16 protein-coding genes are annotated in these 18,892 nt (G+C 72.8%); 7 read left to right on the top strand and 9 right to left on the bottom strand.

Going from position 1 to position 18,892, the window contains the following annotated elements; all coding sequences use genetic code 11:
- Positions 1-45: 45 nt before the first annotated feature.
- From ACZ4M5_RS19490 to ACZ4M5_RS19480, 3 genes are read right to left on the bottom strand one after another with little or no spacing between them, the layout of a single operon-like run.
- The gene (locus ACZ4M5_RS19490) at positions 46-831 is read right to left on the bottom strand and encodes a 3-oxoacyl-ACP reductase (protein ID WP_398110611.1); all 786 of its coding nucleotides are present in this window, start codon (positions 829-831) and stop codon (positions 46-48) included.
- Complete coding sequence (locus ACZ4M5_RS19485; RefSeq protein WP_467738389.1) at positions 828-2,201, bottom strand: aldehyde dehydrogenase family protein; 1,374 nt, start codon at positions 2,199-2,201, stop codon at positions 828-830. The genes ACZ4M5_RS19490 and ACZ4M5_RS19485 overlap by 4 nt, the downstream gene beginning before the upstream one ends.
- Positions 2,202-2,208: 7 nt before the next feature.
- Positions 2,209-3,573, bottom strand: a complete 1,365-nt coding sequence (locus tag ACZ4M5_RS19480) for a glutamine synthetase family protein (protein ID WP_467738387.1) — start codon at positions 3,571-3,573, stop codon at positions 2,209-2,211.
- Positions 3,574-3,657: 84 nt separating this feature from the next.
- On the opposite strand from ACZ4M5_RS19480, the gene ACZ4M5_RS19475 reads away from it, so the two are divergent.
- The 3 genes from ACZ4M5_RS19475 (at position 3,658) to ACZ4M5_RS19465 (ending at position 6,722) form a co-directional block, all read left to right on the top strand.
- Positions 3,658-4,395: a FadR/GntR family transcriptional regulator gene (locus ACZ4M5_RS19475; protein ID WP_467738385.1), complete on the top strand. Its 738-nt coding sequence runs from the start codon at positions 3,658-3,660 to the stop codon at positions 4,393-4,395.
- A 148-nt stretch (positions 4,396-4,543) separates the two neighbouring features.
- Positions 4,544-5,986, top strand: coding sequence for an ethanolamine permease (gene eat, locus ACZ4M5_RS19470; protein WP_467738383.1), 1,443 nt, complete (start codon positions 4,544-4,546; stop codon positions 5,984-5,986).
- Between the two features lie 22 nt (positions 5,987-6,008).
- A complete protein-coding gene (locus ACZ4M5_RS19465) occupies positions 6,009-6,722 on the top strand; it encodes a gamma-glutamyl-gamma-aminobutyrate hydrolase family protein (protein WP_467738381.1) in 714 nt (237 codons plus the stop codon).
- Here the strand turns inward: ACZ4M5_RS19465 and ACZ4M5_RS19460 are convergent.
- Positions 6,709-7,638, bottom strand: coding sequence for a LysR family transcriptional regulator (locus ACZ4M5_RS19460; protein ID WP_467738379.1), 930 nt, complete (start codon positions 7,636-7,638; stop codon positions 6,709-6,711). The two genes, ACZ4M5_RS19465 and ACZ4M5_RS19460, sit on opposite strands and share 14 nt — an antisense overlap.
- A 70-nt stretch (positions 7,639-7,708) precedes the next feature.
- Between ACZ4M5_RS19460 and ACZ4M5_RS19455 the strand changes: the two genes are divergently transcribed.
- Complete coding sequence (locus tag ACZ4M5_RS19455) at positions 7,709-8,863, top strand: TDT family transporter (RefSeq protein WP_467738377.1); 1,155 nt, start codon at positions 7,709-7,711, stop codon at positions 8,861-8,863.
- Here ACZ4M5_RS19455 and ACZ4M5_RS19450 read toward each other — a convergent pair.
- The 4 genes from ACZ4M5_RS19450 to ACZ4M5_RS19435 form a co-directional block, all read right to left on the bottom strand.
- On the bottom strand, positions 8,775-9,494 hold the full coding sequence (locus tag ACZ4M5_RS19450; RefSeq protein WP_467738375.1) for a helical backbone metal receptor: 720 nt from the start codon (positions 9,492-9,494) through the stop codon (positions 8,775-8,777). The genes ACZ4M5_RS19455 and ACZ4M5_RS19450 overlap by 89 nt on opposite strands.
- Positions 9,491-10,060, bottom strand: coding sequence for a helix-turn-helix domain-containing protein (locus ACZ4M5_RS19445; RefSeq protein ID WP_467738373.1), 570 nt, complete (start codon positions 10,058-10,060; stop codon positions 9,491-9,493). Before ACZ4M5_RS19445 ends, ACZ4M5_RS19450 begins: the two co-directional genes overlap by 4 nt.
- A 329-nt stretch (positions 10,061-10,389) precedes the next feature.
- Entirely contained in the window at positions 10,390-13,002 is a 2,613-nt protein-coding gene (locus tag ACZ4M5_RS19440; RefSeq protein ID WP_467738371.1) for an ABC transporter permease/substrate binding protein, read from the bottom strand.
- Positions 12,995-14,086, bottom strand: a complete 1,092-nt coding sequence (locus ACZ4M5_RS19435) for a quaternary amine ABC transporter ATP-binding protein (RefSeq protein WP_467738369.1) — start codon at positions 14,084-14,086, stop codon at positions 12,995-12,997. The genes ACZ4M5_RS19440 and ACZ4M5_RS19435 overlap by 8 nt, the downstream gene beginning before the upstream one ends.
- A gap of 193 nt (positions 14,087-14,279) precedes the next feature.
- On the opposite strand from ACZ4M5_RS19435, the gene ACZ4M5_RS19430 reads away from it, so the two are divergent.
- From ACZ4M5_RS19430 to ACZ4M5_RS19420, 3 genes are all read left to right on the top strand, one after another.
- On the top strand, positions 14,280-15,212 hold the full coding sequence (locus tag ACZ4M5_RS19430) for a 5'-3' exonuclease (RefSeq protein WP_467738367.1): 933 nt from the start codon (positions 14,280-14,282) through the stop codon (positions 15,210-15,212).
- 137 nt (positions 15,213-15,349) lie between these two features.
- Positions 15,350-16,192, top strand: a complete 843-nt coding sequence (locus ACZ4M5_RS19425) for a siderophore-interacting protein (protein WP_467738365.1) — start codon at positions 15,350-15,352, stop codon at positions 16,190-16,192.
- A gap of 81 nt (positions 16,193-16,273) precedes the next feature.
- The gene (locus tag ACZ4M5_RS19420; protein WP_467738363.1) at positions 16,274-17,272 is read left to right on the top strand and encodes an RluA family pseudouridine synthase; all 999 of its coding nucleotides are present in this window, start codon (positions 16,274-16,276) and stop codon (positions 17,270-17,272) included.
- Here the strand turns inward: ACZ4M5_RS19420 and ACZ4M5_RS19415 are convergent.
- Positions 17,266-18,837, bottom strand: a complete 1,572-nt coding sequence (locus ACZ4M5_RS19415) for a cytochrome P450 (RefSeq protein WP_467738361.1) — start codon at positions 18,835-18,837, stop codon at positions 17,266-17,268. The two genes, ACZ4M5_RS19420 and ACZ4M5_RS19415, sit on opposite strands and share 7 nt — an antisense overlap.
- Positions 18,838-18,892 lie beyond the last annotated feature (55 nt).

The following is an 18,892-nucleotide window of genomic DNA, read 5'->3' as shown; positions in this document are numbered from 1 at the left end:
TCATCCCGGCACTGTAGGCCGCGCCCCGGCCCGCGCGGGCACCCCCTACAGCGGTGTGACGTACGCCCCCGAGATGCCGCCGTCGACCAGGAAGTCGGTGGCGTTGACGAAGGAAGAGTCGTCGCTGGCGAGGAAGGCCACGGCGGCGGCGATCTCCTCGGCCTCGGCGAACCGGCCCAGCGGGATGTGCACCAGGCGCCGGGCGGCGCGCTCCGGGTCCTTGGCGAACAGCTCCTGCAGCAGCGGGGTGTTGACCGGCCCGGGGCACAGGGCGTTGACGCGGATGCCCTCGCGGGCGAACTGCACGCCCAGTTCGCGGGACATGGCGAGGACGCCGCCCTTGGAGGCCGTGTAGGAGATCTGCGAGGTGGCGGCGCCCATCCTGGCCACGAAGGACGCCGTGTTGATGATCGAGCCCCGGCCCTGGCGGCGCATGTAGGGGATGGCGGCCTTGCAGCACAGGTAGACGGAGGTGAGGTTGACCTCCTGGACGCGCTTCCAGGCCTCCAGGCCGGTCTCCAGGATGGAGTCGTCGTCGGGCGGGGAGATCCCGGCGTTGTTGAAGGCGATGTCGACGCTGCCGTAGGTGTCGTGGGCGGTGCGGAAGAGGGCCTCCACCTCGTCGGGGTCGGTCACGTCGACCTTCACGAAGGTGCCCCCGACCTCGTCGGCGGCGGCCTTGCCGCGGGTCTCGTCGACGTCGCCGCAGACGACGTGGGCGCCCTCGGAGGCGAGGCGGCGGGCGGCGGCGAGTCCGATGCCGCTGCCGGCTCCGGTGACGACGGCGGTACGGCCGACGAGGCGGCGGCAGATGCTTTCCTGGGCGGTCACTGTGCGGGGCCCTCCGTGCTGATGAAGACGTTCTTGGTCTCGGTGAAGGCGGCCAGGGCGTCGGGGCCGAGTTCGCGGCCGACGCCGGACTGCTTGTAGCCGCCGAACGGGGTCCAGTAGCGGACGCTGGCGTGGGAGTTGACGGACAGGTTCCCGGCGCGGACGGCCCGGGAGACGCGCAGGGCGCGGCCGACGTCGCGGGTCCAGATGGAGCCGGAGAGGCCGTAGGGGGTGTCGTTGGCGAGGCGGATCGCGTCCTCCTCGTCGGTGAAGGGGAGCAGGACGGCGACCGGGCCGAAGATCTCCTCCCGGGCCGCGGGCGAGTCGGGCCGCTCGCCGGTGAGGACGGTCGGCGGGAACCAGAAGCCGGGTCCCTCGGGTGCGCTGCCGCGCAGGGCCGGGGCGTCGCCGGGCACGAAGCTGCGTACCCGGTCGAGCTGCTGACGCGAGATCAGCGGGCCCATCTGGGTCTTCTCGTCGGCCGGGTCGCCCACCACCACGGCGGCCAGGGCGTCGGCGAGCAGCTCGCGGACCTCGTCGAAGACGGACTCCTGGACGAGGACGCGGGTGCGGGCGCAGCAGTCCTGGCCGGAGTTGTCGAGGAAGGAGAAGGGGTCGACGGCGGTCTCCAGGTCGGCGTCGGCGAAGACGATGTTGGGGCTCTTGCCGCCGAGTTCGAGGGTGACGGGCTTGACCTGCTCGGCGCCGAGGGCGGCGACGCGCGTGCCGGTGCGGGTGGAGCCGGTGAAGACGATCTTGGCGACTCCGGGGTGCCGGACCAGTGCGTCACCGGTGATGTCGCCGCAGCCCGGCAGGACCTGGAAGAGGTGCTCGGGGAGCCCGGCCTCCAGGGCGAGTTCGGCCAGGCGCAGTGCGGTGAGCGGGGTGGTCTCGGCGGGCTTGAGGAGGACGGCGTTGCCCGCGGCGAGGGCGGGGGCGGTGCCCCAGGCGGCGATGGGCAGCGGGAAGTTCCAGGGGGCGATCACGCCGACGACGCCGAGCGGTTCGAGGATCGTGACGTTCAGGCCGCCCGGCACCGGGATCTGCCGGCCGGTGAGCCGTTCCACTCCCCCGGCCGCGTAGTCCAGCAGGTCGCGGACGTTGCCGGCCTCCCAGCGCGCGTTGCCGAGGAGGTGACCGGCCTCGCGTACCTCCAGGCGGGCGAGTTCCTCCAGGTGCTCGTCGACGGTGGTGGCGAAGCGGCGCAGCAGCCGGGCGCGGTCGCCGGGGGCGAGGGCGGTCCAGGTGCGCTGCGCCCGCTCGGCGCGGGCCACGGCGGCGTCGACGTCGGCCGGGCCCGCGCCGGTGACGGTGGCGACGACCTCCTCGGTCGCGGGGTTCAGTACGTCCAGCAGGTGCTCGGAAGTCAACGGGGCCTCACAGGCGTTCGAAGGAGCGGCGCAGCTCCCAGTCGGTCACCGCGGCGTCGAAGGCGTCCAGTTCGACGCGCGCCATGTTGCGGTAGTGGTCGACGACCTCGTCGCCGAAGGCGGCCCGGGCGACGGAGCTGTTCTCCCACAGCTCGGCGGCCTCGTGCAGGGTGGTGGGCACGTGGTCGAGGCCGGCGGCGTAGGCGTTGCCGGAGCAGGGGTCGGGCAGGTCGAGCTTGTGCTCGATGCCGTGCAGGCCGGCGGCGACCAGGCCGGCGACGGCGAGGTAGGGGTTGACGTCGCCGCCGGGCAGGCGGTTCTCGAAGCGCAGGGAGCGGCCGTGGCCGACGACGCGCAGCGCGCAGGTGCGGTTGTCGTGGCCCCAGGCGACGGCGGTCGGGGCGAAGGAGCCGGGCTGGAACCGCTTGTAGGAGTTGATGTTGGGGGCGTAGAGCAGGGAGAACTCGCGCAGGGCGGCGAGCTGCCCGGCGAGGAAGTGGCGCATGACGTCCGACATGCCGTCCTCGCCGTCCCCGGCCATGGCGTTGCCGCCGTCGGCGTCGGCCAGCGAGAGGTGGATGTGGCAGGAGTTGCCCTCGCGCTCGTTGTACTTGGCCATGAAGGTGATCGACCTGCCCTCCTGGGCGGCGATCTCCTTGGCGCCGGTCTTGTACACGGTGTGCTGGTCGCAGGTGACCAGGGCCTCGTCGTAGCGGAAGGCGATCTCGTGCTGGCCGGGGTTGCACTCGCCCTTGGCGGACTCGACGGTGAGGCCGGCTCCGGCCATCTCGTTGCGGATGCGGCGCAGCAGGGGCTCGATGCGGCCGGTGCCGAGGACCGAGTAGTCGATGTTGTACTGGTTGGCCGGGGTGAGGCCCTGGTAGCCGGCGTCCCAGGCCTGTTCGTAGGTGTCCTGGAAGACGATGAACTCCAGCTCGGTGCCGACCTGGGCGGTGTAGCCGAGCTCGGCCAGGCGCTCCAGCTGGCGGCGCAGGATCTGGCGGGGCGCGGCGACGACGGGTGAGCCGTCGTGCCAGGCGAGGTCGGCGTGGAGCATGGCCGTGCCGGCGTTCCAGGGGACGCGGCGCAGGGTGGCCAGGTCGGGCACCATGGCGAAGTCGCCGTAGCCGCTCTCCCAGGAGGACATCGCGTAGCCGTCGACGGTGTTCATCTCGGTGTCGACGGCGAGCAGGTAGTTGCAGCCCTCCGTGCCGTTCTCCAGGACCTCGTCCAGGAAGAAGCGCGCGGCGAACCGCTTGCCCTGGAGCCGCCCTTGCATGTCGGGGAAGGCCAGGACGACAGTGTCGATCTCACCGCCCGCGACGAGGGCGTGCAGCTCCTCGACGCTCAGCGGGGGTGTGCGGTCTGCCACGGGAGGGCCTCCTTGGCTCCTTGGGTCCGCCGGGAGCCATAAGGTATTGCGGAGAACCATTGCTTGGGAAGGGGGTACGGCCACATGCCGGAGGAAGACGGCGGCGCCGGGGTGCGGGACGGGCTGACGCCGGTACTGCGGCCGGTGCGCGCGGGCAACGGCTTCGAGGAGGCCCTGGAGCAGATCCTCCAGGTGGTGCGGCTGGGCCTGGTGCCCGGCGGGGAGCGGCTGCCGGCCGAGCGGGAGCTGGCCGAGCGCCTGGGGATCAGCCGGGTCACGCTGCGCGAGGTGCTGAAGGTCCTCCAGGACCAGGGTCTGGTGGAGTCGCGCCGCGGCCGGTACGGCGGCACCTTCGTGCTGCCCCGCACGGACGCCGGGGGCGAGGACGAGCTGCGGCGGCGGATCGCCGAGGTCGACCTGGAGGACGTGCTGCGCTTCCGCGAGGTGCTGGAGGTGGGGGCGGCCGGGCTGTGCGCGGGTCACGGGCTGGGAGAGAAGCAGGCCGGACGGCTGCGGGAGGCCCTGGCCCGTACGCAGGACGCGCCGCTCACCGACTACCGGCGCCTGGACACGCTGCTGCACCTGACCCTCGCCGAGCTGTCGGGTTCGCCCACGCTCACCGCGCAGTACGCGGCCGTACGCGCGCAGGTCAACGACCTGCTGGACTGCATCCCGCTGCTGGTGCGCAACCTGGAGCACTCCCAGCGCCAGCACACGGCGCTGGTGGAGGCCGTGATCGAGGGCGACGCCGACCAGGCGCGGGAGATCATGCGCGAGCACTGCGGGGGCACGGCGGCGCTGCTGCGGGGCTTTCTGGGCTGAGCCGCGGGCGTGCGCGCGCCGCGAGGATTTGCGGGCGATCGGCGCACGGGTCTTGCCTTCCCCGCCCGGCACCGCAAAGGTATGGCCTCATTCCATTGAGCCGCAGCCCGACCGCCCGTGACCGCCACCGCCCGTGGGGAGACAGCCCATGTCCCAGGAATCCGCCCCGACACCCGCCCCGGAGGGCGACGACTATCTGGAGCGCAGGGCACTGCGCCGGGGCAGCGCCGGCTGGGTGCTGCTGACCGGCCTCGGCGTCGCCTACGTCGTCTCCGGCGACTACTCGGGCTGGAACTTCGGCCTGGCCGAGGGCGGCTTCGGCGGTCTCGCCATCGCCATGGTGCTCATGGGCACCATGTACGCCTGCATGGTCTTCGCCCTCGCCGAGCTGTCCTCGATCCTGCCGACGGCGGGCGGCGGCTACGGCTTCGCCCGCCGGGCGCTGGGCCCCTGGGGCGGCTTCCTGACCGGCACGGCGATCCTCATCGAGTACGTCCTCGCGCCCGCCGCCATCGTCATCTTCATCGGCGACTACGTCGAGTCGCTGGGCCTGTTCGGCCTGGAGTCCGGCTGGCCGATGTACCTGGTGTGTTTCGTGATCTTCCTCGGCATCCACCTCTGGGGCGTGGGCGAGGCGCTGCGCTTCAGCTTCGTCGTGACCGGCATCGCGGTGGCCGCCCTGATCGTGTTCGCTTTGGCCGCGCTGCCCGACTTCTCCTTCGGCTCGCTGGACGACATCCCGGCCGACCCTTCCGCCGCCGGGTCGAGTTCCTGGCTGCCGTTCGGGCTGCTCGGCATCTGGGCGGCGTTCCCGTTCGGCATGTGGTTCTTCCTGGGCGTCGAGGGGGTGCCGCTGGCCGCCGAGGAGACCAGGGAGCCGGCCCGCACGCTGCCGAAGGCGATCCGCTGGTCCATGGGCATCCTGGTGGTCCTGGCGGTGGTCACGTTCTTCGCCGCCGCCGGTGCGCGGGGCTCGGCGGCCGTCCAGGAGGCCGGCAACCCGCTGGTGGAGGCGCTCCAGCCGGACGGGAAGGCGACGACCCTCAGCCGGATCGTCAACTACGCGGGCCTGGCCGGTCTGGTGGCCTCCTTCTTCTCCCTGATCTACGCGGGCTCGCGCCAGCTGTTCGCCCTGTCCCGTGCGGGCTACCTGCCGCGCTTCCTGTCCCTGACCAGCCGGCGCAAGGCCCCCTACCTGGGCCTGCTGGTGCCGGGCACGATCGGTTTCCTGCTGGCGGCCATGACGGGCGACGGGGCCCGCATGCTGAACATCGCCGTGTTCGGCGCGACCATCTCCTACGCGCTGATGTCCCTGTCCCACATCGTGCTGCGCCGCCGCGAGCCGACCCTGCCGCGGCCGTACCGCACGCCGGGCGGGGTCCTGACCTCCTCGGTCGCCCTGGTGCTGGCCTGCGCGGCGCTGGTGGCCACGTTCCTGGTCGACGTCACGGCGGCCGTCATCGCGCTGGTGGTCTACGCCGTGGCCGTCGCCTACTTCGGCCTGTACAGCCGCAAGCGGCTGGTGGCGAAGGCGCCGGAGGAGGAGTTCGCGGCGCTGGCCGCGGCCGAGGCAGAGTTGACACGGGACTGAACCGCCGAGTGATGAGGGAGTCGTGGTGAAAGGGCCGTTGATCGGGGTCAGCACCTACCTGGAGGCCGGTGCGCGCTGGGGTGTGTGGGAGCTGGAGGCCGCGCTGCTGCCGGTCGGCTACCCGCGCCTGGTGCAGCGGGCGGGCGGCCTGGCCGTCATGCTGCCGCCGGACGACCCGGGGCGGGCCGTGGACACCGTGGCCCGGCTGGACGGGGTGGTCATCGCGGGCGGGCCGGACGTCGAGCCGGTCCGCTACGGCGCGGAGCGCGAACCGCGTACCGGCCCGCCGGCGCCGGAGCGTGACGCCTGGGAGCTGGCGCTGATCGACGCGGCCCTGGCGGCGGAGGTTCCGCTGCTGGGGATCTGCCGGGGCATGCAGCTGCTCAACGTCGCGCTGGGCGGGACGCTCGTGCAGCACATCGACGGGCACGCCGAGGTCGTGGGCGTGTTCGGCGGCCACACCGTCAAGCCGGTGCCGGGGAGCCTGTACGCCGGGGTCGTACCGCAGGAGGAATTCGTCCCGACGTACCACCATCAGGCCGTGGACCGGCTGGGCGAGGGTCTGGTGCCGTCGGCGTACGCGGCGGACGGCACGGTGGAGGCCGTGGAACTGCCGTCCGCCCCCTGGGTGCTGGGGGTGCAGTGGCACCCGGAGATGGGGGACGACGTACGGGTGATGACGGCGCTGGTGGAGGCGGCGGCCGGGCGCCCCGCTCCCGCTGCTACCCGCGGGTGAGCGACAGCAGGTCCCGGGCCGGGCCCGTGGGGCGGTGCCCGGTGGGCCACACCGCCCGGAGGTCGCGGGCCAGGGCGACCCCCTCCACCGGCACCGACACCAGCCGCCGCATGCCCAGCTCCTCCCCCACCGCCAGTTCGCTCAGCACCGCGGGCCCGGCTCCGCCGACCGCGGCCGCCTTCACGGCCGTCGTCGAGGATAGCTCGATCAAGGGCCGGGCCAGACCGCCTAGTGCGGCGTCCAGCACCTGCCGCGTCCCGGACCCCTTCTCGCGCAGGATCAGCGGCGTCGAGGCCAGTTCGTCGGCCGCCAGTGCCCGCCGGCGCCGGGCCCAGGCGTGCCCCGGCGCGGTGACGACGATCAGCCGGTCGTGCGCGATGACCACCGAGTCGAGCCCGCTCGGGACGCTCAGCCCCTCCACGAAGCCCAGGTCCGCCTCGTCCGCCAGCAGCCGCTGCGCCACCACCGTCGAGTTGCCCGCGTGCAGCGACACCGCCGTGTCGGGCCGCTGCGCCCGCAGCGCGAGCAGCCAGCCGGGCAGCAGGTACTCCGCGATGGTCATGCTCGCCGCCACCCGCAGGCGCGAGTCCCGGCGGTCGCGCAGCGCCTGCGCACCCACGTCGAACGCCTCCGCCGCCTCGACGATCCGCCGGGCCCAGTCCGTGACCAGTGCCCCCGCGTCCGTCAGCCGCGACCCCCGCGGGGAGCGGTCGACCAGCGCCACCCCCAGCTGCCGTTCCATGGACCGGATCCGGCTGCTGGCCGCGGGCTGGGTGATGCCCACCTCCCGCGCCGCCCCGCCGAGGCTGCCGACCCGCGCCACCGCCAGCAGCAGCTCCAGCGCACCGAGGTCCGGGACCCGGTGTGCCAGGGATCCGGCCGCGGAAGGCCCGGCCTGACCGTCTGCGTTGCTCATAAGCCCAGCTTATGCCGCCATAGAGGAGCACTCCCTGGTGGCCCTGCTCCCTCGCCGCCACGGTGGAGGCATGGTCACCGCAGCAGCCCGGCCCCCCGCCTTCCGCGTCTCCGTCCGGCACCTCGGACCCAACTGGTACGCCACCGTCATGGGCACCGCCGTCGTCGCCACCGCCGGTGCCGGACTGCCGTCACACGTGCCGGGGCTGCGCGCCGCACTGACCGTGATCTGGGCCCTGTCGCTGCTCGCGCTGCTCGTGCTGCTCGGGGCGCGGGCCGCGCACTGGGCCCACCACCGCGACCAGGCCCGCGCCCAGCTGCTCGACCCGGCCACGGCGCCCTTCTACGGCTGCCTCGCCATGGCCCTGCTGGCCGTCGGCGGTGGCGCCCTCGGCGTCGGCCGCGACCTCCTCGGCCTGCGGGCCGCGGTGGTTCTGGACGCCGTGCTGTTCACCGCGGGTACGGTCCTCGCACTGGCCGCCGCCGTAGCCGTCCCGTATCTGATGGCCGTACGGCGCCGGGTGGAGCCGGGGCAGGCCACGCCGGTGTGGCTGCTGCCGCTGGTCGCGCCGATGGTGTCGGCGGCGGTCGGGCCGCGGCTGGTGCCGCACCTTCCGGCCGGGCAGCCCCGTGCGACGCTGCTGCTCGGCTGCCTGGCCCTGTTCGGGCTGAGCCTGCTGGCGACCTTCCTGATGCTGCCGCTGGTCTTCGCCCGGTTGCTCACCGGCGGGCCGCTGCCCCTGGCCCTGACGCCGACGCTGTTCCTGGTGCTGGGGCCGCTCGGCCAGTCCGTCACCGCCGCCGGCGCGTTCGCGGACGTCGCCCCCGGGGTCGTTCCCGAACCCTACGGCCAGGGCTTCGGAGTCCTCGCCGTGCTCTACGGGGTCCCCGTGATGGGGTTCGCGCTGCTGTGGTTCTGCCTGGCGGCCGCCCTCGTCCGGCGGGCCCGGCGCCAGGGCATGGCCTTCTCGATGACCTGGTGGTCGTTCACCTTCCCGGTCGGCACCTGCGTCACCGGAGCCGAGGCCCTCGGCCGGCACACCGGGCTCCTGGCCTACGCGGGCCCCGCGGTGGTGCTGTACGCGGTGCTGCTGGCGGCGTGGGGCACCGCGGTGGCCGGGACCGTGCGCGGGCTGGTCAGCGGTGCGCTGCTCGCAGGGCCCGGCCGAGCACCAGCGGCGCCTCGCACAGTGACGGTCCGTACCACGTCAGGTGCCGTCCGCTGACCAGCGCGCAGGGCAGCTCCGGGAACGCCTCGGGGCCGTCGTCGGCGGTGAAGCGGTAGGGCTCGTCCGGCAGGACGACCAGGTCGGCGCCGCAGTCGCGCAGTTCCTCCAAGGGGAGGCGCGGGTAGCGGTCGGGGTGGCTCGCGTGCACCAAGTCGACGCCGAGGCGCGCCAGGACGTCGCCGGCGAAGGTGTCGCGGCCCAGCACCATCCAGGGCCGCCGCCAGATCGGCACGACCGCCCTCGGCCGGTCCGCCTGCGCGGGCAGGGCCGCCCAGGCCTCCTCGGCCTCGTCCAGCCAGCGGGGACGGGCCGGCACCCCGCAGGCGTCCAGCACCCGGGCCAGCTCCCGGAAGGCCTGCGGCACGGTCCGGATCTCGGTCACCAGCACCTCGGTACCCGCCTCCCGCAGGGCCCGGAGGTCGGGTGCGCGGTTCTCCTCCTCGTTGGCGATCACCAGGTCGGGCGCCAGGGAGGCGATCAGGTCGACGCGGGGGTTCTTGGTGCCGCCGACACGAACGGCGTCCAGAGCGGGCGGATGGGTGCACCAGTCGGTGACGCCCGCCAGGGCACCGGGCGCCGAGCGGGCCACGGCCTCGGTCAGTGAGGGGACGAGCGAGACGACCCTCACCGGCGCGGCCGGTCGCGGACCGCCTCGATGTGCTCCGCCACGGCGACGACGACGACGCGGGTGTCCGACTCCGCGGCCCGCCAGCGGTGCCGCACCCCGCCGGTGAGGTACAGCGTGTCCCCCCGCCCCAGGCGGTAGGCGCGGCCCTCCGCCTCGATCTCCACCGCGCCGTCCGCCACGTACATCAACTGGTCGTTGCGGTACTGGAACTCACGGCCCGCGTCATGGTCGCCGGTGTACTCGGAGGCGTGCATCTGGTGGTGTCCGCGCACCAGGGAGCGGGTGCGGGGCCGGGGCAGCGGTTCGGGGCCGTCGGCGCGGACCACGTCCACACTGCACGCCGGGTCGGCCGCGGCGAGCAGTTCCACCGCGGTCGTGCGCAGGGCGTCGGCGACCTTCTCCAGGGAGCTGCGGCTGGGGCGGGCCCGGTCGTTCTCGACCTGGCTGAGGAAGGGGACGGACAGGCCGCTGCGCTCGGCCACGACGGCGAGGGTGAGGTCCAGCGCACGGCGCCGCCGGCGTACGGCCGCGCCGACCCGAAGGGACTGTTCTTTGTGGTCGCCCATCGCTCCGGCTCCCTCCTTCGCCCGTCGTCCGCTCCCGTGCCCCGGCGGTCCGGCGCACTCCTTCCGCCGGCCTGTCTGCACCCTACGCATGTTCGGCGGACCGCATCACGCGCCCGTCGCATCGCCGTCGTACCGGGCGGTGCGCGACCCGACGGTTCGCGCCAGGGGATCCGCCGCCCGGGGCGGTGGGGCGGGCGTCCCTCCCGGGGGAGGAACAGGGAGGGGAAAGGGGTTCGGGGGGTGGCGTAGCGCTCTGTGGTTGTCCGGATCCCGCTGGTGGGGATCGTGGGGTGGGTGGGACGCGGCGTGTCGCGCGTCCCACCCGAACCCTACTGCGGCGTCATCCGGTTCACCATCTCCGGGTGCTGCTCCAGCCACGCGGCGACGGCCTGCTCCTCCTTGCCCTGGCCGCGGTCCTTGATCTCGCTCTCCAGGCTGCCGAGCTCGTCCTCGGTCATCCGGAAGTTCTTGATCCACTTCGTGAGCTGCGGGTACTCCTCGGGGAAGTCCTCGTGGGAGATGGTGCGGATGGTGTTGCCCTCGCCGAAGGCCTTCTTCGGGTCCTTCAGCTTGGTCAGCTCGTAGTCGCTGTACGCCCAGTGCGGCGACCACAGGGTGACGGCGATCGGCTCCTTCTCGGCGTAGGCGCGCTTCAGCTCGGCCAGCATGGCGGGCGTGGAGCCGTCGACGACCTCGTACTCGTCCTCCAGGCCGTAGCCGGGCAGGACCTTGTTCTTCAGCAGGTCCATCTCGCCGGTGCCGGGCTCGATGCCGATGATCCGGCCCTTGAAGGTGCCGGACTTGCCCTTGAGGTCGGCCAGGGAGTCGACGCCCTTGACGTAGGACGGCACGGCGATCTCCAGGGAGGTCGGTGCGTACCAGGTGCCGAGGTCCCTGAGCCGGTCCTTGTTCTTGTCCCAGTAGTTCTTCTGCGCGTGGGGCAGCCAGGCGTCGAAGTTGAGGTCGATGTCACCGGAGGCGAGGCCGGTGTAGACCGGGCCGACGTCCATCTGCTTCAGGTTCAGCGTGTAGCCGCGCCGTTCCAGGACGTTCTTCCACAGGTAGGTGACGGCGATGTCCTCGTCCCAGGGGAACCAGGCGACGTCCAGGGGCTGCTCCGCCTCGGCCGGGGTGGCGCCGGCGCCCTTCACGGGGGCCATCCTGTCGGCGTATCCGGGGTGCCGCTTCAGCCAGGCGCGGACGGCCTCCTGCTGCTTGCCCTTGCCCGCCTTGTTGATCTGCGCCTCGAGACTGGTGAGCTCCTTCTCGCTCATCTCGAACTTCTTCAGCCACCCGGCGACCGTGGGGTCGTCGTCGGCGAAGCCCTTGCGGGACAGGGTGTGCACGCCGTCGCCCTCGCCCCAGGCGCCCTTGGGGTCCTTCAGCTTCTTGAGGTCGTAGTCGTCGTAGGCCCAGTGCGGCGACCAGAGGGTGACGACGACCGGCTTCTTCTGCGCGTAGGCGCGCTTCAGCTCCGCCAGCATGGCGGGCGTGGAGCTGTCGACGACCTCGTACTCCTCGTCGAGGCCGTACTCCTTGAGGACCTTGCTCTTGAGCAGGGCCATCTCGCCGGCGCTGGACTCGATGCCGGTGATCTTCCCGCCGAACCGGGACGCCTTGCCCTTCAGGTCTGCCAGGGAGTCGATGCCCTTCATGTACGAGGGGACGCTGAGCTCCAGGGACGTCTTGTCGTACCAGGCGCCGAGGTCGTCGAGCCGCTTTCCGTACTTCTTCCAGTACGGGGCGTGGGTCGTCGGCAGCCAGCTGTCCGTCTGGAAGTCGATGTCGCCCTGGGCGAGCGAGGTGTACAGCGGGCCCGCGTCGAGCTGCTTGGCCTCGACCTCGTAGCCGCGCTGCTCCAGGACCTCCTTCCACAGGAAGGTGGAGGCGACGCCCTCGTCCCAGGGGATGTAGCCGATGCTGATCTTCTTGCCCTGGCCGACGTCCCTGCTCCCGGCCGAGGCCGGGGAGCCGCTGTCGCCGCCGAAGACGCCCATGCCGCCCGCGGTGAGCGCGAGGACGACGACGCCGATCACGGCGACCGCCGGGCGCGGCCGGTAGGACCAGATCCTCAGTCCCTGGGCGGCGCGCAGCCGGGCGGCGGCGCGGCGGCCGAGCGGGGAGACCTGGGTGCCCAGCGCGCTGGTCATGCGGTCGAGGTAGATCGCGAGGATCACGATGCCCACACCGGCCTCGGCGCCGAGGCCCACGTTGAGCTGGCCGATGGCCTGGTTGACGTCGCCGCCGAGACCGCCGGTGCCGACCATGCCGGCGATGGCCGCCATGGACAGGCCGAGCATGATGACCTGGTTGACGCCGGCCATGACCGTGGGCAGGGCCAGCGGGAGCTGGACGCGCAGCAGGGTGTTGCGGGGCGTGGTGCCGAACGCCTCGGCGGCCTCGACCAGTTCCTTGTCGACCTGCCGGATGCCCAGCTCGGTCATGCGGACACCGGGGGCCAGCGCGAAGATCAGGGTGGCGACGATGCCCGCGGAGGCACCGGTGCCGAAGAAGAGGATGGCCGGGATCAGGTAGACCATCGCCGGGAGCGTCTGCATGAAGTCCAGGACCGGCCGGATCAGTGCGCTGACGCGGTCGGAGCGGGCCGCCCAGATGCCCACGGGCAGGGCGATCACCAGCGCGATGACGGTCGCCACCAGGACGAGCGCCAGGGTGATCATCGCGTTCTCCCACAGCCCGAGGGAGTCGATGAACGCGAACCCGGCGAAGGCGAGGACTCCGGCGAGGGTGCCGCGCAGCCAGAAGGCGACCACGGCGAGGATGCCCGCGAGGAGCAGCGGTTGCGGGGCCTGCAGCACCGCGTTGATGCCGTCGTAGAGGCCGAGGAAGACGGTCTTGCAGAAGTCGAAGAACCAGCCCATGTGGGCGGTGAGCCAGTCGACGCCGTCGTTGACCCAGGAGCCGACCTGAACCCTAGGCACGGGCGCTCACCTTCTCTCCGTCCGTGTCGCGCGGGGAGTCGCAGGGCTGCGGGGTGACGTCCGGTTCGTCGCCGAGGAAGCCGACCAGCCGCTGCCGGGGGATCTCGCCGACCAGCTTGTCGTGCTCGTCCACCACCGGGACCGGGTGCGTCAGGCGGGCGCTGATCGCGCACAGTTCGGTCAAGGGGGTGTCGGGTGTGGCGGTCTCGCAGTGGCAGCCGGGGGTGGTGCCGGCGACCGCGGTGTCCATGAGTGCGCCGGCGGTCAGCACGCGGGAGCGGTCGACGTCCTGGGTGAAGGAGGCGACGTAGTCGTTGGCGGGCCTCAGCAGGATGTCCTGGGCGGTGCCGTTCTGGACGATGCGCCCGTCGCGCATGACGGCGATGCGGTCGCCCAGGCGCATGGCCTCGTTCAGGTCGTGGGTGATGAAGACGATCGTCTTCTTCAGCTTCTGCTGGAGCTCCAGCAGCTGGTCCTGCATGTCACGGCGGATCAACGGGTCCAGGGCGCTGAAGGACTCGTCCATCAGCAGCAGGTCGGCGTCGGTGGCGAGCGCGCGGGCGAGACCGACGCGCTGCTGCATGCCGCCGGACAGCTCGTCGGGCCAGGACTTCTCCCAGCCGGCCAGGCCGCACAGGGCGAGCGCCTCGTCGGCGCGGCGTGCGCGCTCGGCGCGGGGCACGCCCTGCACTTCCAGACCGTAGGCCGCGTTCTCGCGCACGCTGCGGTGCGGGAACAGGGCGAAGTGCTGGAACACCATGCTGATCTTGCGGGAGCGGACCTCGCGCAGTGCGCGGTCGCTCAGCGCGGTCAGGTCCTGGCCGTCGAAGCGCACCTGCCCGGCGGTCGGTTCGAGCAGGCCGTTCAGCATGCGCAGCAGGGTGGACTTGCCGGAGCCGGACAGGCCCATGACGACGAAGATCTGCCCGGGCTCGACGGTGAACGACGCGTCGATCACGGCGGCGGTGGCGCCCTCGGCGCGCAGCTCCTCGCGGTCGGTCCCGTCCCGGAGCCGCTCGACGGCCCGCTGCGGTCTCCTGCCGAAGACCTTGTACAGGCTCTCTGCCTCAAGGCTCGCTGACACGTGCACCTCTGTTCCGTCGGCGACAAGGACGGAGCGAGACAGGGCGCAAACAGTTGAAATGCGCAACCAGCCTCGCTCCGGAGCGGCGCCTCCCCCCGATCTTGAAAGCCAAACGCAAGAGTGATCCGTCTCTCACGCGCGGTGCGGCGGCGACGTGCCGTGCAGCGCCGGGTGGCTGTCGGTGCCGTACGGCATGATGCGAGGCGTGACCGGACGACTGATGCTCCTCGACACCGCTTCTCTGTACTTCCGCGCCTACTTCGGGGTGCCCGAGTCGGTCAAGGCACCGGACGGCACCCCGGTGAACGCCGTGCGGGGACTGCTCGACTTCATCGACCGCCTGGTCAGGGACCACCGGCCCGGCCACCTGGTGGCCTGCATGGACGCCGACTGGCGGCCGCACTGGCGCGTCGAGCTGATCCCCTCGTACAAGGCCCACCGCGTGGCCGAGGAGCGCCCGGCCGGCCCGGACGAGGAGGAGGTGCCGGACACGCTCTCCCCGCAGGTGCCGGTCATCGAGGCGGTGCTGGACGCGCTGGGCATCGCACGCGTGGGCGTCGCGCGGTACGAGGCGGACGACGTGATCGGCACCTTCACCGCGCGTGCGAAGAGCCCGGTCGACATCGTCACGGGCGACCGCGACCTCTACCAGCTGGTGGACGACGCGCGCGGGGTGCGCGTGCTGTACCCGCTGAAGGGCGTGGGCACGCTGCAGCTCACCGACGAGGCGGCGCTGCGCGAGAAGTATGGGGTCGACGGGAAGGGGTACGCGGACCTGGCCCTGCTGCGCGGCGACCCCAGCGACGGCCTGCCGGGCGTGCCGGGCATCGGCGAGAAGACCGCCGCCAAGTTGCTGGCCGAGTACGGCGACCTGGCCGGGATCATGGCGGCCGTGGAGGACCGGAGGTCGAAGCTGACGCCGACGCAGCGCAGGCGACTGGACGAGGCGCGTCCGTACCTGGCGGTCGCACCGAAGGTGGTCCGGGTCGCGGACGACGTGCCGCTGCCCGAGGTGGAGACGGCGCTTCCGCGCGGCCCCCGCGACCCGGAAGCGCTGGAGGCACTGGCCACCCGCTGGGGTCTGGGCGGTTCGCTGGAGCGGCTGCTGACGACGCTCTCGGCGTGACCGCCGGGGACCACGGCCCCGCGCCCGGCGGACGACCGGCGCGGACGGCCACCGGAAACCTTCCGGGCGAGAGGCGTACACGGGGGCACGGGGTGCTAACTTAGGTAACCCTAATTATGCGAGACAGGGAGGTCCTCATGGCAGAGCGACCGGGACGCCAGCCGCGCAGGACGCACTCCGCGCAGGTCGTCCGCACCGAGCGGCTGACCCCGCACATGCAGCGCGTGGTGCTCGGCGGCGAGGGCCTCGCCGACTTCGCGGCGGACACCTGCACCGACCACTACGTGAAGCTGCTGTTCCCCCCGCGGGGCGTCACCTACCCGGAGCCCTTCGACCTCCAGCGTGTCCGTGAGGAGCTCCCCCGCGACCAGTGGCCGGTGACCCGGACGTACACGGTCCGCCACTGGGACGCCGAGCACCGCGAGCTGACCCTGGACTTCGTCATCCACGGCGACGAGGGCCTGGCCGGCCCCTGGGCCCTGCGCGCCCGGCCGGGCGAGACCGTGCGGTTCATGGGACCCGGCGGCGCCTACGCACCCGACGCCACCGCCGACTGGCACCTGCTCGTGGGCGACGAGAGCGCCCTCCCGGCGATCGCCCGCTCCCTGGAGTCCCTGCCGCCGGGCGCCCGGGCCCACGCCTTCGTGGAGGTCTCCGGCCCCGAGGAGGAGCAGAAGATCGACTCGGACGTGGAGGTCGTCTGGCTGCACCGCGGCGACCGGCCCCAGGGCGAGGCGCTGATCGAGGCCGTGCGGAACCTGCAGTTCCCCGAGGGGCGTGTGCACGCCTTCGTCCACGGCGAGGCGCACTTCGTGAAGGAGCTGCGCAAGCTGCTGCGCGTCGAGCGCGGCCTGCCGCGCGAGGACCTGTCGATCTCCGGCTACTGGCGCCTCGGGCACAACGAGGACGGCTGGCAGGCCTCGAAGCGGGAGTGGAACGCCCGGATCGAGGCGGAGCAGGAGAACGCCCCGGCGGCCTGACCGGAGACGGGGTCGCGTCCGCACGCCGGCGCCGCACACCGGGTGTCCCGTCTCCCCGCCCGGGCTCGTACGCTGACCACGATGAGACGCAAGACCCCCGTTCCGCCCTCCCCCCTGCCGCAGCGCCACGGCGTGGACGCGGTGCGCGTGCGGCTGCCGCTCTCCGGCCCGTGGTCCACCGTGCGCGACCATCTGGTCGAGCGGCTCAGCGGGGCGGGGGACGGCGTCGTCGACGAGATGCTCCGGGCAGGGCTGATCGTGACGGCCGACGGACGGCCGGTCGCCCCGGACGCGCCCTACGATCCCGGGTCGTTCGTGTGGTTCCACCGGGAGCTGCCCGACGAGGTGCCGGTGCCGTTCCCGCTGGAGGTCGTGCACCGGGACGAGCACATCGTCGTGGTCGACAAGCCGCACTTCCTGGCCACCACCCCGCGCGGCGGGCACGTCGCCGAGACCGCGCTGGCGCGGCTGCGCCGGGAGCTCGACCTGCCCGCGCTCACCGCCGCGCACCGCCTGGACCGCCTCACGGCCGGACTCGTGCTGTTCACCGTGCGCCCCGGGGAGCGCGGGGCCTACCAGACGCTGTTCCGCGACCGGCTGGTCCGCAAGGAGTACGAGGCCGTCGCCCCGTACGACCCCGCGCTCGTCCTGCCCCGGACCGTGCGCAGCCGGATCGTGAAGGAGCGCGGGACGCTCACCGCCCGGGAGGTGCCCGGGGAGCCCAACGCCGTCAGTGAGGTGGACCTGCTGCAGCGGCACCCGGACGAGACGGGCGGGCTCGCACGGTACCGGTTGCTGCCGCGGACCGGGCAGACGCATCAGCTGCGGGTCCACATGAGCGCGCTGGGCGTCCCGATCCTCGGCGACCCGCTCTACCCGCGGGTCGCCGCCCCGGCCCCACCCGGTGACTTCCGACGACCCCTGCAACTGCTGGCGCGGGCGCTGGAGTTCACCGACCCGGTCACCGGCCGGGAGCACCGGTTCCGCAGCACCCGCACGCTCGCCGCCTGGACGTCGTACGACCGGTGGGCCGCCGGGACGTGCGACGCCACGTGCGACGGCCCCCCGCACGGTCAGTAGCCGCGCCACCAGCTGAGGAACCGCTGCCACACTCCCCCGCGGCCGGCCGGCGCCTCCGCCACCGGTGCCGGCGGGACCGGCGGCGGAGGAACCGGCTGGGGCCGCACGGGGGCCGGCTGCGGCAGCGCGGCTGCGGTCGGCACGGGCTGCGCCGGCGACAGGACCTGCGGCTGGGGCTGGTGCTGCGGCTGGTGCTGGTGCTGGTGCTGCGGCTGCGGCTGCACGGTGCCGATCTGCCAGTCGGAGCGCTGCGCGGGGACCGGCTTGTGATGGGGCTGCTCGGACACGTCCTGCATCGGCTTCGGCGAGAACGTCACCGGCAGGTCCACCAGGTGCCGGGAGGCGATGGACGCCGTCCAGCGCAGCTCCTCCTCGTCGCAGTCGAGCTCGACGTCCGGCAGCCGCATCAGCAGGGCGTCCACGCCGACGTCGGCGATGGACCGGCCGATGTCCTGGCCCGGGCACTCGTGCGGACCGCCCCCGAAGGCGAGATGGGACCGGTTGCCCTGCATGCTGGCCTTCAGGTCCGGCCGCACCCTGGGGTCGACGTTCGCCGGGAGCGGGGCGAAGAGCAGGCCGTCGCCGCGGCGGATGCGCTGGCCGCCCAGCTCGGTCTCCTGCTTGGCGAAGTAGGCGAAGACCGTGCTGAAGGGCGGCTCGTTCCACAGGGACTGCTCCACCGCCTCCGGCACCGTCATCTGACCGCCGTTGAGCTGCGCCCGGAAGCGCGGGTCGATCAACACCGTGAGCAGCACGTTCGACAGCAGGTTCGTGGTGGCCTCGTAGGCCGCGAACAGCACCAGGCGCAGGTGCTCGCGGACCTCGTCGTCGCTCAGCCGGGCGGGGTGCGTGATCAGGTAGCTGGCCAGGTCCTCCTCCGGCTGGGCGCGGCGCCGGGCGGTGAGCCGGCTCAGGGCGTCCATCACGAAGGCATGGCTGGCGATCGCGGTCTCGGTGCCCTTGAGGGCGTCGCGGGCGGCCTCCACGAGGCGGTCGCTGTACTCGTCGGGCATACCGAGGATCTCGCACATCACCGCCATCGGCAGGTGCTCGGTGAACTGGCCCACCAGGTCGGCCTCGCCCACCTCGCAGAACCGGTTGACGATGGCCTGCGTGCTGCGGTTGATGTACCGCCGCAGGCTGCGGAAGTCGATGGTGGAGATGGCGCCCATGACGGCGCCGCGCAGCCGCTTGTGCTCGTCGCCCTCGGCGTGCGAGGCGATGGGCTGCCAGGCGATGTGCGGCATCAGCGGGTGGTCGGGCTTGACCAGGCCCTCCCGCAGGGGGGTCCAGATCCGGCTGTCCCGGCAGTACTGCGAGGGCGAGCGCACCATGTGCAGGTTCTCGGCGTGGCCCAGCACGATCCACATCGGCACGTCGTCGTGGAGCAGCACCGGCGCCACGGGGCCGTGCTGCTCGCGCAGTTGCTCGTACAGCGCTCCCAGGTCCTCCACCTCGTGCAGCCGGTGCAGTCCTCCGGGCCCGAGGGCGTGCGCGGGGCAGCCGGGGGGCGGGCCGGGCCGGGAGGCGTCCGTACCGGTCGGGGCGTGGGATTCAGGCGTCACAGTGGTCGCTCCGGAGCTTTCCAGGTGTCACAGGGGGGAAGGTGCGGTGCGGGTC

This window comes from Streptomyces sp. NPDC026246 (assembly GCF_055567995.1).
This window is presented reverse-complemented; position numbering and strand designations above follow the sequence as displayed.